This is a genomic window from Flavobacterium sp. CLA17, from assembly GCF_013112255.2.
GTDB classification, from domain to species: domain Bacteria; phylum Bacteroidota; class Bacteroidia; order Flavobacteriales; family Flavobacteriaceae; genus Flavobacterium; species Flavobacterium circumlabens.
This window is the reverse complement of the sequence record NZ_CP068294.1, coordinates 107,903-125,047: the sequence shown is the minus strand read 5'-3', so window position 1 is coordinate 125,047 and position 17,145 is coordinate 107,903. Positions and strand designations below refer to the sequence as shown.

Here is a 17,145-nt window from a genome sequence, read left to right as displayed (position 1 = left end):
ATGTTTAGCTAATTGCTTTTTTTAATTTTTTGAAAAAGAGTTCTTCTCTGTTGGCAATGTCCAGAAGTTCATCGGCAATAGTATTGTAGGCATCTTCTTTGGCACTTCTGTTTTTATAAATGCGCGATGCTTCTACGGCAAAATCACGCCATGAATCGCCAATTAGGGTCATTTCCTTAGAAAGCACTTTTAATTCTTCATTATTCAGAATCACTGAAGCTTCCTGTAAAAAAGCAGCATAAATAAAACGGAAACCACCGCCTCCGGTACCAATTTCTTCCTGCATGCGTACCATTTGCGCCAGGTAATGATTGGCTTTTTTAGTGCCGTGTTTTAGTGGCCATTTTCTAATTTGCCTGGATACAAATTTAATTCCGCGGACACCAATAATGGGCATGGGAGCCAGCATGTCGCGACAGGTATTTTTGATGCCTTTGAGGATGGCACTCTTTAAATCTACCTCTTTTGGAACCTGAATCGGATAGTACATTTGTCCGCGTGGCGCAAACGCACCTTTGGCAAAACGCACCTTGTCTAATTCGTCATGCGTTAAAGTAGTAACGGTTTCCATTACAGGATCGCTTACTAAATAATCGGTATCAGTTTTGCCATAAACAACTAAATTGTGCGCGTTAAAATGAAAGCGGTATTCATCAGGAAAATAACTCAAATGATACACACCAACTTGTAATCCGGTTGGAATATTGTTTTTTAAATTCGCATCCAATGCTGCATTGGCAGTTGCTACGGAAGAAAATTTTTGTCTTTTAATTTTTAGATTCAAACGGCTTGCCACCTTATTAAAAATCTGTCCGGGCAATGTTCTGTAACTAATTGCCGGGGCGTGATTGACTTTTATAAAAGGGAGGTATACGAAAAAAAGCCCGGAACCAATCCCAAAAACCATCGGTTCACTGATGCTCAGTCCGTTGTTTTTTAACAAATTCGAAGCTACTCCATTCTCGCAATGGGCAGATTGATGATGTGTGAAATTAGTTTGCATTAGTCTTTTTTGATATTTTTTAGTTCGGCTATTGATATTTCAAAAGCGTCGGCATATTTCTGTAAAATAGTATCGTTTAATTTAGCAAAAACGGAGGGTTTAAAATGTCTTTTCACACGCCATTTCCACATTCCGACATAACTTGCCAAAATGGTCAGATCCATTTTATTGCGTTCCATATAATAACAAATCGGACTTGCTTTACCAGTCTCGACCTGCATTTTTGCTTCGGCAATCCTTTCGTTAATATCATCAATAGAATTGGAAAGTGCAATTGTTTTTGGTTCCCAGCCGGTACTTAAAGTCGTTGTATAATCACCGTTTTCGTCGGTCGCGTATAACAATTCTTTCAGGTTGTTTTTGGTTAAATTGCCTTTGTCCTGTGGTACTTTTTCTTTTTCCATGACAGTTTAGTTTTCTATTGAAATTAGGATACTACAGTCGAAATTGATTTTTGAATGAATAAATTAATTTCGCACTCTAAAAGTTTTTTTTCTCCCAGTACGCTTTCGCAGCTCATCGTACATAAAGTATAATCGTCACCTTCAAATTTAGAAACCAGATTTGCTCTGGTAATAATGGTATCGTAAGCTTTTGGCAGTTCGTGTATTTTTAGGTTTTTTATAGCACTGATAAAACCAATTACATTTATGTTTTCATTTTCTGAACCGTTCTCGTCAAAAAAATATTTTTTCCCGACTATAGCAGAACAGGTTTGTGCTGTATTTTCTATGAGACCAGCTTCGATAAAAACATCGTTACTGACAAATATATTGTCTTCTTTTATCAAAAATACGGTTTCTACGTAGCTGGCATCTACATTCAGAATTAAATCGACCATGAGCATAGGTGCCCGGTGCGGTAAATAATTCTGGATGTCAACAGCAGTTCTCATACCGATATTATTTAGCTAAAACGGTTTTCATTTGTCCGTTAGCGATTTCTTCATTGTTCAAAGTCGTTACGATATCGACCAGAGTAATTCCGGCAAATTCCTGTATAATGGTTACCGTAGACTGAATCGTATCATTGACTTTAGGTAATTTCTTAATTTTAATTTCTTTTATAGAACCAATATAACCTGTTGGTGCTATTTCGTTTTTCAAAAAGAAGTCGTATCCGGTATGTAATGCGACAGACTGGGCCATGTGCTCAATTAAACCTGCTTCCAGGAAAAAGTTATGGTCAGCAAATATATTATCATCTTTAATCTTCAGTCCGGAAACCAACGAGTTTTCGGTAAACGAATACATTTTGTCTACCATTACAAAAGGAAACTTTTGTGGCAATAAATTCTCGACAGCTTCTTTTTCTAAAAGTAAAATGGTTTCCATTAGCAAACGGTTAAATAGGCATATGCAAAAGAAAATCTTCCGCTTTCGGGAACTGATAAAAGAATACGGTCTCCCTTTTTCAAATTACCGGAATTCATTAATTCTTCCAAAGCTAAATAAATAGAGGCAGAACCTACATTTCCAACTCGTGAAAGATTCATGAACCATTTATCATCGGCCATTCCGATTCCTTTTTCCGTCAGACCTTTTTTTAATCCTTCCACAAAAAAGTTAGAAGAAACGTGCGGCATAAAATAATCCACCTGATCTGCTGTAATATTATTTTTCACCATGGCATCTCTCATGCTTTCGGCTCCTTTGGAAAGAATAAATTCGTCCAGTATTTTCACATCCTGTTTGATGGCAAAAACAGATTCCTTCAGCCATTCTTCAGGGGCATAATCGCTCCATGCTTTGATTTCGCCATTTTCTAATTTATCACCTCCGGCATACATGCAGGTTTCTAATTCGTATGCATACGAAAAAGCTTCCATCCATTCGATTTTCAGGGAAATAGGTCCTCTTGGTTTATTTTCCAGTAAAAAAGCTCCGGCTCCGTCAGATAACATCCAGCGTAAAAAGTCTTTTTTGAACGCAATAATTGGCTGCTCTTCCAGGCTTTTCAGATTGGCTGCTTCATGATTGTACATTTGGGCATTCAGCCAGGTCGAAACTCTTTCAGATCCTGTGCAAATTGCATTTTTGGAATTTCCTGATCGTACGGAAAGGAAACCAAATTTTAAGGAGTTCATTCCCGCGCAGCAAACACCGGTTGATGAATTTAATTCTACTGATTTATTTTTTAATAAACCATGTACCATTGCAGCATGCGAAGGCAGGAAAACATCAGGTGTTGAGGTTCCGCAGGAAAGCACTTCAAGATCTTGTGCAGTGAAGTTTTCATCAAACAATTGCACAACAGCGTTTCGGGTTAATTCGGCATTGTTGTGTGTACTCTTTCCTGTTTTATCTATGGCGTAATAACGACTTGTAATTTTATTATTGCGCAAAATAATGCGTCTTGCTTTTGAAGCGGCATCATTGATGAGTCCTAAGTAATCTTCCATTTCGTCATTAGAAACAGCTTCATTTGGCAAATATTTTGCAGCCTTGGTAATATATACTTCAAACATAATCTAATTTCGTCTACTAAACTCCCTGATAATATTGAGTTTCTTTTTTTATTTTTTTTAACTTAACGGGATAGGTAATAAGGTGCAATATATATACTATTGGTGAGATTAACCATATCGCGAGGAATAAATAAACATAAAATAGTTTCAGCAGCTTTTTTCTGTTTTTTTGATTTTTATAAATCAGGTTTGACCATTTATTGAAAATTTTATTGGCCGTTTTATCTACTGTTACCAGATACGGGCTAATTTTAACTCCTCCAATGGCCACTAGTCTGGGCTGCAATTCGTTTAGTTTATTCTGATTAAAATCGGAAAGTATCACTTCTCCGAACTTATCTGATTCCTGAATGTCTTTGTCTGAAACTCCCGGTAACGGAAAAATCCCCAAATACTTTTTCTTTACTCCGGAGAACATCCATTCTACAATGGTAATCACGCTGATTAAATTTCCGACACGGTCTACCAGAGCTACATTTCCAACTAATTCTGCATTTGCTTCCTGCAATAAAACCTTGATTTTTTCCTGCGCCATGATCCACATATTTCTGGAACCGCTGATAGTTATGACAGGCGTATTATTCAGTATTTTTTTGCCTGAATCACTTTTCAAAAATGAATTGATGGGAATAGAAGGGGATAAGTACCAAACCTGATAATGAAACAGGATCAAGTCATACTTTGTATTTAAAATTTCTTCCGGAACCGGTTTTAATGCTGTTGGTATCTGAAGAAAAGTTTCCGGGAAAGCATCAAAAAAAGAAGTTTTATCCCATGGAAACGGAAATGGCTGCTCTAATTGTATTTTATGGAAAGTTACCCGGATCTCTTCTGAATTCAGGAATGGTTTTGCAATATTTTGTGCAATCGATTCCAGTTGTCCGGATTGGGAATAATAAATGACAAGAACGTTTTTCATTTCGGTTTCTGGCTTTGGTTATCGCAAAAGTAGTTAATTTTTCGGAATGAATTTCCTGATTTTGTCCGACCGTTTTGTATGTACCCATTGCGGCCATGTGGAAGCATCTTCGGCATCATAAATTCGTATTTTTTGTTCAGGATCTTCAATTAGCAAATCATCCGGTGTGCGGTCTAAAATTAATGCGGCTGCCGCAATCCCGGAATAAGTTGCACCGGTGACACCATGTGAAAGCGTACAGGCCCCACAAAGAAATAAATTAGCGATCTCGGTTTTGTTTTTATAAGCAAAAGGGCCTACCTGATTGAGCGTTTTTTCAGTTCCGTAAACATTCCCTTTCGTCGAATTAATATAAAATTCATTGGTTTTTGGCGTTCCCAATTCAGCCTGAATAATATGTTGTTTGGCATTCGGGATTATTTTCTCGACATTGTTCATCAGTTTATTGGTGACTTTTTCCTTGAAGATTTTGTACGCTTCATTGTGGTAATCGTCCAGGCCGTTAAAATCGTCCAAATGTTCATAATTGACATACGTGACAATTTCGAAATTATGATATCTTCCATTAAAACTTGCAGGATCTTTAAGGGTCGTACAGCTTATAAAAACAGCAGGAAACGAATCGCCTTCTGCAATATCATTATTCATTAAATCTTCAAAATTATCATCGTCATTTTCATCTTTCATCATCCAGATGTTTCCGGAATCAATCTTAAATTGGGTAACATCAATATCCAGTGTCAGAAATAAAATCAATGAAGTAACCGAGTATTTTGTTTTCTGAAGTTTCTTCAGCAGGGAATTGCTAAGGTGTTCTTTTTCGATCAGGTTTAAATACGTAATCGAAGGATCAGCATTCGAAACGATATTTTTAGCAAATATTTTTTCGCCATTTTCAAATGCAACACCAATGGCTTTTTTATTTTCTATGATAATTTTACTGACATTTTGCTGTATGCGAACTTCGCCTCCATGTCTTTTTATTCCGTTTGTCATCGCTTTTACGATACCGCCGCCGCCGCCCATCGGATAATAACCGCCATCAAAATAATGACTCATTACAGAACAATGTACCGGGAAACAGGCTCTGCTTGGAGGAAGGCCGTGATCTCCACACTGAATGTTAAGAACGGCTTTCAGCATCGGATCTTTAACATGCCATGCCACTACCTTTTTTAAGGGGAATAAGGCAAATTTTCCAAAATGTTTGGTTCGGAACGGCACCGTTATTTTTTGCCACCAGCCTTTTAATTTTGGAATTAGCTGAAGTTCATAACTTACTTTTTCGACTAAGGAAAGATATTCATCAATGTTTTTTTCTTCAGCAGGGAAATGGGCAGCAAGTGTTTTTTTAAGATTATCAATTCCGGCCGGCAGGTCAAAAGACTGATCACCAATTATGCAATGTTCGTAGGCATTTTTATTCATTCGGAAAAAAACCAGATCATTGGCAATTCCCAAACCGCGATAAAGTTCATTGGTAGAGGAACCTTCTTCAAGAAGTCCTACATAATGTACACCAGGGCTAAAACGTTGTCCGTTTAGGGTAAAACTGTGACTCCAGCCTCCGGGAACATAGTGCTGCTCCAGAATTAAAACTTTTTGTCCTGCTCTTGCCAGACAAATACCTGTCGCTAAACCTCCAACTCCGGAACCAATGATAATCGTGTCGTATTCTTTCATGCCTTGTTTTAAGATTTCCTAAAAGTATAAAAGAATGCCCATCAAAAGCAGCGTGTTGTTTTATTTTATCTTTATTTTTTAAGCTGATTCCAAAAATCAAAATAATTAAACCATTGCAAAGGGTATTTCTGTAGAATAGTTTCTACACTTTGTACATATTCTTTCAGCAAAGCCTTTTCGTCACGATGTTTTACAGTGGCTTCTCTTGCGTATAAATGATAATGTAAGTTGGGCTCCTTCATGACATAAACGAAAACAACAGGGACTTGTAGACGGGAAGCGATTAAAAAGGGACCTGCGGGGAAATGAGCTTCCTGGCCCAGCATTTTCTCAGAAAGGGATTTTGTTCCTTCAAAATAACGATCACCGGTAAAACAAACCAATTCATTATTGGTTAAGGCCGAGTTGATCTCAAAAATATGAGACAAATCGTCTTTGATGATGATAAATTTTACGGTAGGTTTCTGAGCAAGACTTTCAAGGTAGTTTTTAATGGCAGAATGTTCTAAATCCGTAGTAACAAGATTAATGCTAAAATCAAGATTAATATCGCCTAAAAAATGTTCGGCAATTTCAAAATTTCCAACGTGTGCACTAATAAGTACGCCGCCTTTTTTTGCTGCCAAAAGATTTTTTAAAACATCGATTCCGTCAAATTCATAGGTGAATTTATTTCGCATTCCTGCCGAAATAGAAATTTTATCAATGATGGTTTGTCCAAAAGTATAATAACTGCTGAAAACCATTTTTCTGGATTTAAAACGGGAATATTCTAATCGTTGATTAAAATAGTAGAAGATAGTACTGTTGCTTTTTTTCAGGAAAAGGAAATAATAAGATGCTACAAAGTACAAAAGTCCGTAAGCAGATCGAATACCCATTTTTTGTATTAAAAAAACAAATATTCTATATCCTAAAACGGTACCTTTTGATTTACCATCCCATTTGCTCATTAAACAGCTTTGGCTTTTAGTTTCGTTTCAATCAGGTCATAAAAATTCTGAAAAGAAGCAATTCCAACAAAATCGACTTCTACCAGTTTTACTCCAAAGTTAGATTCAATAGAAACGACTAAGTCTACATAATCTAAACTATCTAAACCTAATGTGTCTTTTAAATTAGCGTTTGGTTCAATATCGTCTCCGTCAACTTCAAATTCTTCAACCAAAAAACTATTAATTCTTTCTATTATTTCTTCTTTATTCATCACTCAATTAAACTTTTTAACTACCAACGCCGAGTTGGTTCCTCCAAACCCGAAGGAATTGGACAAAAATATGTCAAATTTTTTGTTTAACGTAGTTTTAACTAAATTTAATTTTGAAGCATCTTCATCCGGATTTTCTAAATTGATGTTTGGTGCGATAAAATCATGCTGCATCATTATTATAGAGTAGATTACCTCACTTGCCCCGGCCATCCAGCATTCGTGTCCTGTCATTGATTTTGTAGAACTAACGTAAGGATTTTTCTCACCAAAAACTTCAAAGATCGCTTTGGCCTCATTACCATCTCCAACAGGGGTTGAAGTGGCATGAGCATTTATGTAGTCGATATCTGATGCTTTTAATTTTGCATCGTCAAGTGCTCGCTGCATCGCAGTTGCAGGCCCTTCTACATTTGGAGTCGAAATATGACCTCCGTTGGAAGAAAATCCGTAACCCGCTACTTCGGCAATAATCGTAGCGCCGCGTGCTATTGCAGATTCGTAACTTTCTAAAATTAAAGTTGCCCCTCCGCCACTCGGAATTAATCCGTCACGGTCTGCATCAAAAGGTCTTGACGCTTTTTCAGGTTCATTTTCCCTTGAGGAAAAAACCCCTAAACCGTCAAAACTGCTCATGGCATATTTGTTGATTTCCTGCGCACCACCGCAAATAATGATATCCTGAAAACCGCTTTTGATTAAAAAATAGGCCAGTCCAATGGAGTGTGAACCACTGGCACAGGCTGCACTTATAGTAAGATTGATTCCTCTTAGTTTGAAAATTGTAGATAAATTCATGGTTACCGTAGAATTCATCGATTTAAAAATGGCTCCGGAACCAATTAGGGCAGTATCTTTTTTCTCGCGGACAATGTCTGTTGCATCAATAATAGCTTTAGAAACACTATCGTTTCCGTACATGATTCCAACTTCGCGGGCGTCAAAAAAAGCATCATCGATATTGGCATTTTTCAGGGCTTCGATAGTAGCCATATAAGCATATTCGGTTTCTTCACCAATGCTCATACGTTGTCTGCGGGACAGTAAATTTTTGAGATCAGTTTTAGGAACCATACCGGTTAAGGCAGATTGAAATCCAAATTCCTTTCTTTCAGGGTCAAACTGAATACCCGATTTTCCGTTGTATAGGGATTCCTTTACTTCGTCTAAAGAAGTTCCGATACAGGAATAAATTCCCATTCCAGTAATTACAACTCTCTTATTCATCGTCTTTCAAAGTAATTTTAAGAATATATTCCTCCGTTTATATTGATAATTTCTCCTGTAATGTAGCTTGCTTTTTTGGAAATCAAAAAGCTTACCAGGTCTGCAACCTCTTCGGCTTCGCCAAAACGATTTACCGGAATTAGTTTTAGTAATTCTTTTTCATCTAAGGCACTGGTCATATCTGTTCGGATAAAACCGGGTGCCACTGCATTTACAGTAATATTTCTTTTGGCAACTTCCTGGGCCAACGCTTTGGTAGCTGCAACAATTGCTCCTTTTGCAGCCGAATAATTGGTTTGTCCTGCTGTTCCTTTTACTCCGGAAACAGAAACCATATTGACGATTCGGCCATATTTGTTGCGCAGCATTTTCTGAATGAAAAACTGAGTTACATTAAAAAATCCGTTTACGCTTGTATTGATTACTCCGTTCCAGTCTTCGGGAGTCATCCACATAAAAAGACCATCTTTTGTAATTCCGGCGTTGTTAACAATGGCTTCAACAATTGCCTCAGGATTTGCTTCCTGCCATTTTGCTAAAGTATTTTGTACTTCTTCAAAATTAGAAACGTCGAAACCTAAAATTTCGCCGGTTGCCCCTAATTTTTGTATTTCCTGAAGTGTTTCTTCGGCAGCAGTTTTGTTAGAATGATAATTAATCAAAATATGATAATTGGCATCAACGGCTAATTTTTTACAAACCGCGCTTCCAATTCCTCTGGAACCACCTGTTACTAATACACATTTCATTTAGGTAAAATTTATTTTTTATAGTTTATTCCTGTTGTCGCCCTTTTATTTGGATTGGCGCTTTCATAAATAAAATTATTTTTTCTTTTTGGTCACTGGTTTTGTCGCGGCTTTTGTTTCTGCTTTTGGCTTCTCAGCAGCGATTTCACTGGTGTTGTTTTTTTCTGTTGTTTTTGAAAATAATTCAGCGTTTTCAAACCATTGATTCCCTAATACCGTTCCATCCGGTTTAAGAAATCCCCATTTTCCTTCATTTTTCACTCTTGCTACACCATCGATGAATCCTTTGTCCTGTTGTACGAACAAAGCAATAATCAGACCGTTTGAAGTAATACCGTATTGGGTAGGGATTATTAATTTTCCGCTTTCATTGATGAATCCCCAGTTTTTTTCTTTTACGGGGGCCAGTCCGTTTGAACTGAAAACCTCGGCATCACTGTAAGTTGGCGGAATAATGAATTCTGCTTTCGGGTTAATGTAGCCCCATTTCGATCCCACACAAACAGGAGCTAAATTTTTCGAGAATGCTCTTGCTTTATCATAAATAGGCAGAATTGCCCAGTTTCCTTTTAAGTCAATGAATCCAATTTTTCCGTTCTTTTTCGCATACGTTAAATCTTGTGTTTCAAAATCCCAGATTTTTTCAGCACCTTCAACCGGAATAAAATTTCCGGCACTTACAATTCCAAAAGTTTTATCTTTTCGTGCCCAGGTTGTGTTTTTAAAATAATTGCCTATTTCATCGTAAACAGGTTCTACTACTTCTTTCCCGGCACTAGTAATGATTCCCCATTTTTTATTCAGTTCCACTCTTGCAAAACCATTTTCGAAAGGTTTGATCTGGTCGTATTTCGGGTCTAAAACGATTGTCATTTTAGGATTAATCAATCCAACTTTGGCGTTCTGTCTGAAAAACGCGACCCCATCATTAAAATCAAATACTTTATCAGAAACCGGTGCTTTTTGAATTTCTCCCTTTGTATTAATATAAACCCAGTCTTTGTCTTTTTGAACAATGGCAATTCCACTGTTAAAATTCTTGACATCCTTAAAATCAGCAGGAATTACCCATGTTCCCTTACTGTCAATAAAACCCCATTTTCCATTATCTTCCACAGCAGCCAAACCTTCAGAAAAACTTTTGGCAGCTTTGTATTGCGGCTCGATTTTAAAACTTCCGTCTTTGGAAAGATATCCAATTTTAGCATTTTTTTTGACCAAAGCCAATTCCTGACTATTAACAAACTGAATAAATAATAACAATAAAAAAAGGAAAGATTTTTTCATGGATTTAAGATTCAAGATTAATAAATGTGTACGGATTAACTGTTTATAAGGTAATCTTTTACGTTTTGAACAAAAGGATACATCACCTGATCTTCCTTAAATGTCGGAACTATATTTCGAACATCATCGTACCATTTTTTGGTAACAGATGAAATTTTATCTTTTTGACCTAAATAATCAATTGCCTGAACGATTGTAATCATTTCAATACTTAATACTTCAAAAGCATTTTCGATTACTTTTGAGGTAATCACGGCAGCATTTGTCCCCATGCTTACAATATCCTGATTGTCATTGTTGTTCGGAATACTGTGCACATACATTGGGTTCGACAGCATCTGGCTTTCGGCAGTGGTTGAGGTAGCGGTAAACTGAACACCCTGCATTCCGAAATTAAATCCTAATGTTCCCAAATTTACAAATGGAGGAAGTATTTCGTTGATTTTCGAATTCAATAAATAATTCAACTGACGTTCTGCCAGCATCGTTAATTTGGTAATAACGATTTTTAATTTATCCATTTCAAGCGAAATATAATCGCCGTGGAAATTACCTCCGTGATAAACGTGTTTGTTTTTTACATCAATAATCGGGTTGTCGTTTGCGGAGTTAAATTCGTCCTCCAGAATAGAAGCAACATTATTGATCGTTTCTAAAACCGGACCTAAAATTTGAGGTACGCAACGTAAGGAATAATACTCCTGAACTTTTTCTTTGAAAATTTCTTCGGTATTTTCTCCTGAATATAAGTGATCTTCTCTTTTACGGATTAAAGTACTGTCCGAAAGATTTTGTCTCATTCTTGCCGCAACTTCCTGTTGTCCTTTATGACGTTTGGTTTGGTTTAATTCTTCAGAAAAGTGATCGTCATACGCCTGAACCAATTCGTTAATGGCGCAGGAACATTTTAATGACCAGTCTAATAGTTTATTGGCATGATGTACATTTACCACTCCAATTCCGGTCATAACCGAAGTTCCGTTGATCAACGCAAGACCTTCTCTGATTTCTACCTGAATGGGTTTTAAACCTTCAATTTCGAAAACTTCCTGAGTTGGTCTTCTGTCTCCTTTATAAAAAACTTCGCCTTCGCCGATTAAAACTAAAGCCAGATGTGACAATTGTACTAAATCCCCACTCGCACCAACACCACCGTGTTCAAAAATCAAAGGGGTAATATCTCTGTTAATCAGCTCGGCCATTAAATGAATTACTGACGGGTGAACGCCTGAATTTCCTAATGAAAGCGTATTAAGTCGTGCCAGGATGGCTGCTTTTGCACATACAGGACTCAAAGGTTTTCCTGTTCCGGAAGAGTGGCTTCTAATTAAATTATATTGTAACTGAATCTGGTCGGATTCTTTAATCCGGTATTGAGCCATTGGTCCAAAGCCCGTATTTACTCCGTATATTACTTTGTTTCCCGAAAATTCCTTTAAAAAATTAAAGCTTTCATTTACTCTGTTTAAAACAATATCGCTAACAACAACTTTATTATTTCCAAAGATAATAGACTCGAATTCTGCTAAACTTAAATATTCATTAATTGTATTCATTAAACCGGTTTTGATTGTGCTAATTTAATTTTATTTATCAAAATAAATGTAGTTATTTTGATGATGGCAAATGTAAGTTAATAAATCATAACATTTCTAATATGACAAAGGAGTTTGTAGATGTTTTAATAATAGGCGCAGGACCTTCTGGATGCGTTTCGGCATCGTATCTTCATAAAAATAACGTCAGGATAAAAGTTGTGGAAAAAACAAAATTTCCGAGACTTGTTGTCGGCGAAAGCCTGATCCCGAGAGTTATGGATCATTTTGCAGAGGCAGAGCTTTTTGAGAGTCTTGACGCCATGAATTTTGAAAAGAAATTAGGGGCCCGTTTTATAAGAGGAGAAGAGATTTGTGTTTTTGATTTCAGTAAAAAATTTGGTGAAGGCTGGGATTGGACCTGGCAGGTGCCAAGAGCTGACTTTGACGATACAATGGCACAGGAAGTAATTCGAAAAGGAATTGATCTCGAGTTTGAATCGGAAGTACTGGAAGTTTCTTTTGAAGGGAAAAAATCCAAAACAATCGTAAAAGATAAGGACGGAAACCTGAAAGAAATCCACGCCAATTTCATTATCGATTCCAGTGGATACGGACGTGTTTTACCCCGACTTTTAGATCTGGATACGCCATCACAACTAGATCCGCATTCTTCGATATTTGCACACGTAAAAGATATTAACAGACCGGAAGGAGAGGAAGGAACCCAGATTTCGTTTGATATTCTGGAAACCGAAGTCTGGTTATGGGTAATTCCGTTTTCGAATGGAAATACTAGTTTAGGTGTTGTTGGTCCGACGGATTTCATCAATTCATTATCTGAAAATAAAGATAATGCCGAGGCTTTGCGAAATGCGATTCAAAAATCTGATTATTATATCAAAAGATTTAAAGGAACCGAGTTTTTATTTGAGCCGGTGAAGCTGGAGAATTATTCGAGGGCTGTAAAAAGAATGTACGGAGACGGTTTTGCCCTGACAGGAAACAGTTCTGAATTTCTGGATCCTGTTTTTTCATCGGGAGTTGCTTTTGCAACTGAATCCGGAATGCTGGCCGCAAAATTATACCTGAAAGAATCTCAAGGAATTGCAGTAGACTGGGAAGTTGAATTTACTGCCTACATGAAACGCGGAATTGCTGTTTTTACCACTTACGTGAAAGAATGGTACACCGGAAACCTGCAAACGCTGTTTTTTCACCAACCGGAAAATCCGGAAGTAAAAGAAAAAATATGCTCTGTTTTGGCAGGTTATGTTTGGAACGAGGAGAATCCGTTTGTAAAGAAACATGATCATGTGATCAGGAATATGGCGTATTTACTGAATATGCAAAAAGAACAAAGCCCTGAGTGATCAGGGCTTTTTTTTTGATTTTATTTGAATGCTTTTTTCAATAAAAGTTTAGATAATGATTTTGCCGTTTTTGCATATCCTTCTCCAATTCTGGTTTCATTATTAAAGTTGCTTCCCCACTGATCTCCCGGAGCCTCTTCGCTTGTTATTTCCAGTAAGACATTTGATTTGTTTGCTGTTTCAACAAACTTTAAGTTTGTAGTAACTTTTGCAGGTTGTTTCATAATTCCGGCATCCCAGCCTGGGTAAAGCCATACGGTTTGAACAATTAAAGTATACGGAGTTTTTAATCCTTCCTGAAAATTGACATCTTTACCCGCTTTAGACAAAACAATGTTTCCGATTTCCAGAAATTTTGGAGTCCAGATTTGTTGTTTTGCCACAATCCATCGCTTTTGCCAAAGATTTCCGTTCCCTTTTGCTTTCTCATCTAAATCGGCTTTATGTTCTTCAACATATTGTGCTTCTGATTTTTTTTCTTTCATCATAGTAAAATTACTATAATCAAATTCGGTGTTGATTTCTTTTTGATCTTTTAAAAAATCAAAGTTTCCCTGAACGACTTTCATGTCTTGCGCAAACACAACTCCTGAAATAAAGAAGCATGCAATGATTAATTTTTTCATTTTTATTGGTTAATTATTAAGGGTCTAAAACTAAGTAAAATCATTGTAAATAAAAAAAAGGATATCGTTTTTGATATCCTCTTCTTTCTTCAAAAAATAATATAGTAAAAAATTATACTACCAGAATTTAACATATAATGCCACAATAATCAATAAGGTAATTACGATTAAAACCGTAGTTTGTGGTTTAACTTTAAACATTTCAGAATCTATTTCAAATGCTTTAGGATTTACTTTTGGTCCTGCAAAACTAATTGCAATCATAGCTAACATCGTAAAGAAGAATGATAATCCCATACAGATATGGAAAGGAATTTCGAAAGCACCTTTTCCGTTAGGATAAGCCGTGTATAACAAAGTTTCGTTTCCAAACAGCATCGGAGCATATTCGTTGAACAATACAGACAACACAAATCCTAAAATTACACCCACAATCGCTGCAGTTCCGGTAGTTCTTTTCCAGAACATACCAAGAAAGAACATGGCAAAAACTCCGGGGCTGATAAATCCGGTATATTTTTGGATATAAGTAAATCCACCAACTCCGCCAATTCCCAGGATGTCATTCCATGTAAACAGAACAGCCAGAAGCATTGCAGCAAAAACGGCAATTCTGCCAATGTTTACCTGTTGTTTTTCACCCGCTTCTTTCTGGATGTATTTTTTATGAATATCTAAAGTATAGATTGTCGAGATACTGTTTACTTTTCCGGCTAATGAGGCTACAATTGCAGCAGTCAAGGCCGCTACGGAAAGTCCTTTTAAACCTGTTGGCAGGAAAGTCAATACAGCAGAGTAAGCGCCGTCTTTTCCTCCCACTAATTGTGGTAAATGTCCGTTTTGATATAAAACATAAGCAGCAATACCCGGTAACATTACGATTAAAGGCATTAATAATTTTAACATACCGGCAAATAAAATACCTGTACGGGCTGTTTGTAAATCTGCACCCAAAGCTCTTTGTGTAATGTATTGGTTACAACCCCAGTAATTCAGGTTGATAATCCAGATACCGGCAAGGTAAGACATCAAACCCGGGAAAGTCAAATATTTGTCAATATCAAGTTGAGAGGAAGTTGCCGTTGGTTTTGGAATAATCATTTTGAAATGCTCCGGAGCTTCTCTCATTAAAACTTTAAAACCTGCGATAGCATTTTCGCCAACGCCAAAATATTGTCCAACGGTTGTTAGTGCAATATAAGAGGTCACTAAACCACCAATAATTAAAACGGCTACCTGAATAACGTCTGTATACGCTACTACCTTCATTCCTCCTAAGGAAATCAATAAAGCGAATAAAGCCAGTCCAACCATGATTACATGCAGGTATTCTCCGCCTGCAAGTCCGTTAATGGCAACCGCACCCAAATATAAAATAGAAGTTAAGTTTACAAATACATACAAAAACAACCAGAAAACGGCCATAATCAATGCAGTCGATTCATTATAACGCGTTTTTAAGAATTGTGGCATGGTGTAAATCTTATTTTTAAGATAAACCGGAATAAACCAAACCGCTACAATAATTAAAGCAACAGCCGCTAACCATTCGTAAGCAGCAACTGCAATTCCTAAAAAGAAACCTTCCCCACTCATTCCGATGAATTGCTCAGCAGAAATATTAGAAGCAATTAAAGACGCTCCAATAGCCCACCAGGTTAAATTCCCTTCAGCCAAAAAGTAAGCTTTAGCATCTTGTTCGTCTTTTTTACGTTTGTGGTAAATAGTAAAACCGTAGGTTGTCACTACGATAAAATAGATAATAAAAACCGCATAATCTGCGAAAGCAAGGTTCTGGTTCATTGTTAGTAATAGTTTAAAAATTAGTAAAGGTGATTGTTTGTTTTATTATTTAATACGGTTTAAAATATAGGATGTGTTTTTATTTCGTTATTTTTTTGTGAAAAAATGACCCAAAGCCAAAAATAAGACAAAAAAACATTTCCACACCAAAAATAAATGTGTTTTTAACATTTATAACTACATTATTACATTAAATGCAATTTTAGTCTGCTTTTAGTTTCGTTTTATAGTGAACATCTGACAATTGTCTTAAAATTTCTGCACTTTTTTCAGGAGTAATGTCCCTTTGTGATTCTCCTAACATTTCGTACCCAACCATGAATTTCTTAACCGTTGCAGATCGCAATAAAGGCGGATAAAAATGCATGTGAAAATGCCACTCGGCATGTTCCAGACCATCTGTCGGAGATTGGTGAATTCCTGATGAATATGGAAAAGAAGTATTGAATACGTTATCGTACTTTGAGGTCAGCTGTTTTAGGATTGTTGCAAAAGAAGTCGTTTCGTCAGCAGTAAAATCTGTGATTTTTCCAAAAGTTCTTTTACTGATAATCATAGTTTCATAAGGCCATGTAGCCCAAAACGGAACCAGTGCCACAAAATGATCGTTCTCGATTACAATGCGTTCCCCGGATCTTAGTTCGGCCTGCAGGTAATCTGCCAGCATCGTCTTACCGTTTTTGTCAAAATAAGCTTTCAGGTTTTTTTGCGTTTTTTCTACCTGGGTCGGTAAGGAAGACTGTGCCCAGATTTGTCCGTGCGGGTGCGGGTTGCTGCAGCCCATTACACTTCCTTTATTTTCGAAAATCTGAACGTGATTGATGTATTTGATGTTTCCTAAATCAGTGTACTCTTTTTGCCAGGTTGTAATGATATTTTCAATTCCGTCAATATTCATTTCCGGTAAGGTTAGATCATGTCTTGGTGAAAAACAAACCACTCGCGAAATTCCGCGTTCCGGTTGTGCTTTAAAAAAAGTATGTTTAATATCTTCTTCAAACATAATTTCATCCTGCTTCATTGCGGCGAAATCATTTTCAAATACAAAACTGCTTTCGTATTTGGGATTGCTGACTCCATTGGCACGAACATTCCCCGGACAGAGGTAGCAAGTGGGGTCGTAATTTGGCAAAGCTTCGGTTGAAATAGTTTCGTTTTGCCCTTGCCATGGACGTTTTGCACGATGGGGTGATACTAAAACCCATTCGTTGATTAGTGGATTGAAACGTCTGTGAGGATCTTCGGTAATGTCAAAATTTTTCATTG

The 17,145-nt window shown here is 36.9% G+C and carries 17 protein-coding genes; 1 reads left to right on the top strand and 16 read right to left on the bottom strand.

Translation table 11 applies throughout. The features are described 5' to 3' along the window. Positions 1-4: 4 nt before the first annotated feature. From HAV12_RS00535 to hutH, 13 genes are all read right to left on the bottom strand, one after another. Entirely contained in the window at positions 5-1,003 is a 999-nt protein-coding gene (locus HAV12_RS00535) for a BtrH N-terminal domain-containing protein (protein ID WP_171568015.1), read from the bottom strand. Further along, positions 1,003-1,407, bottom strand: a complete 405-nt coding sequence (locus HAV12_RS00530; protein ID WP_171568014.1) for a hypothetical protein — start codon at positions 1,405-1,407, stop codon at positions 1,003-1,005. Before HAV12_RS00530 ends, HAV12_RS00535 begins: the two co-directional genes overlap by 1 nt. Before the next feature lie 23 nt (positions 1,408-1,430). After that, positions 1,431-1,898 (bottom strand): ABC transporter permease, encoded by a 468-nt coding sequence (locus tag HAV12_RS00525; RefSeq protein ID WP_171568013.1) that lies wholly within the window; start codon positions 1,896-1,898, stop codon positions 1,431-1,433. A 7-nt stretch (positions 1,899-1,905) separates the two neighbouring features. Further along, positions 1,906-2,337 (bottom strand): hypothetical protein, encoded by a 432-nt coding sequence (locus HAV12_RS00520; RefSeq protein ID WP_171568012.1) that lies wholly within the window; start codon positions 2,335-2,337, stop codon positions 1,906-1,908. Beyond that, a complete protein-coding gene (locus tag HAV12_RS00515; protein ID WP_171568011.1) occupies positions 2,337-3,470 on the bottom strand; it encodes a beta-ketoacyl-ACP synthase III in 1,134 nt (377 codons plus the stop codon). The genes HAV12_RS00520 and HAV12_RS00515 overlap by 1 nt, the downstream gene beginning before the upstream one ends. Before the next feature lie 16 nt (positions 3,471-3,486). Beyond that, the gene (locus tag HAV12_RS00510; RefSeq protein ID WP_171568010.1) at positions 3,487-4,389 is read right to left on the bottom strand and encodes a dialkylrecorsinol condensing enzyme DarA; all 903 of its coding nucleotides are present in this window, start codon (positions 4,387-4,389) and stop codon (positions 3,487-3,489) included. 33 nt (positions 4,390-4,422) lie between these two features. Continuing rightward, the gene (locus tag HAV12_RS00505; protein WP_171568009.1) at positions 4,423-6,072 is read right to left on the bottom strand and encodes an NAD(P)/FAD-dependent oxidoreductase; all 1,650 of its coding nucleotides are present in this window, start codon (positions 6,070-6,072) and stop codon (positions 4,423-4,425) included. A gap of 71 nt (positions 6,073-6,143) precedes the next feature. Then, entirely contained in the window at positions 6,144-7,025 is an 882-nt protein-coding gene (locus tag HAV12_RS00500) for a lipid A biosynthesis acyltransferase (RefSeq protein ID WP_171568008.1), read from the bottom strand. After that, positions 7,025-7,279, bottom strand: coding sequence for an acyl carrier protein (locus tag HAV12_RS00495; RefSeq protein WP_132032683.1), 255 nt, complete (start codon positions 7,277-7,279; stop codon positions 7,025-7,027). Before HAV12_RS00495 ends, HAV12_RS00500 begins: the two co-directional genes overlap by 1 nt. A gap of 3 nt (positions 7,280-7,282) precedes the next feature. Beyond that, positions 7,283-8,506 (bottom strand): beta-ketoacyl synthase, encoded by a 1,224-nt coding sequence (locus tag HAV12_RS00490; RefSeq protein ID WP_171568007.1) that lies wholly within the window; start codon positions 8,504-8,506, stop codon positions 7,283-7,285. A 17-nt stretch (positions 8,507-8,523) separates the two neighbouring features. Further along, positions 8,524-9,255 carry a 3-oxoacyl-ACP reductase FabG gene (fabG, locus tag HAV12_RS00485; protein WP_171568006.1) on the bottom strand — a complete coding sequence of 244 codons (732 nt, stop codon included), beginning with the start codon at positions 9,253-9,255 and terminating at the stop codon, positions 8,524-8,526. Positions 9,256-9,330: 75 nt separating this feature from the next. Further along, the gene (locus tag HAV12_RS00480) at positions 9,331-10,542 is read right to left on the bottom strand and encodes a WG repeat-containing protein (RefSeq protein ID WP_171568005.1); all 1,212 of its coding nucleotides are present in this window, start codon (positions 10,540-10,542) and stop codon (positions 9,331-9,333) included. Positions 10,543-10,577: 35 nt separating this feature from the next. Continuing rightward, complete coding sequence (gene hutH, locus HAV12_RS00475; RefSeq protein ID WP_171568004.1) at positions 10,578-12,098, bottom strand: histidine ammonia-lyase; 1,521 nt, start codon at positions 12,096-12,098, stop codon at positions 10,578-10,580. Positions 12,099-12,199: 101 nt separating this feature from the next. Here hutH and HAV12_RS00470 point away from each other — a divergent pair, with 101 nt between their 5' ends. Further along, the gene (locus HAV12_RS00470) at positions 12,200-13,450 is read left to right on the top strand and encodes an NAD(P)/FAD-dependent oxidoreductase (RefSeq protein WP_171568003.1); all 1,251 of its coding nucleotides are present in this window, start codon (positions 12,200-12,202) and stop codon (positions 13,448-13,450) included. 20 nt (positions 13,451-13,470) lie between these two features. On the opposite strand, the gene HAV12_RS00465 is transcribed toward HAV12_RS00470, so the two are convergent. From HAV12_RS00465 to HAV12_RS00455, 3 genes are all read right to left on the bottom strand, one after another. Beyond that, positions 13,471-14,076, bottom strand: coding sequence for a hypothetical protein (locus HAV12_RS00465; protein WP_132032671.1), 606 nt, complete (start codon positions 14,074-14,076; stop codon positions 13,471-13,473). Between the two features lie 117 nt (positions 14,077-14,193). Continuing rightward, complete coding sequence (locus HAV12_RS00460; RefSeq protein ID WP_171568002.1) at positions 14,194-15,879, bottom strand: sodium/sugar symporter; 1,686 nt, start codon at positions 15,877-15,879, stop codon at positions 14,194-14,196. Between the two features lie 202 nt (positions 15,880-16,081). Further along, positions 16,082-17,143: a UDP-glucose--hexose-1-phosphate uridylyltransferase gene (locus HAV12_RS00455; protein ID WP_171568001.1), complete on the bottom strand. Its 1,062-nt coding sequence runs from the start codon at positions 17,141-17,143 to the stop codon at positions 16,082-16,084. Positions 17,144-17,145: the final 2 nt, after the last annotated feature.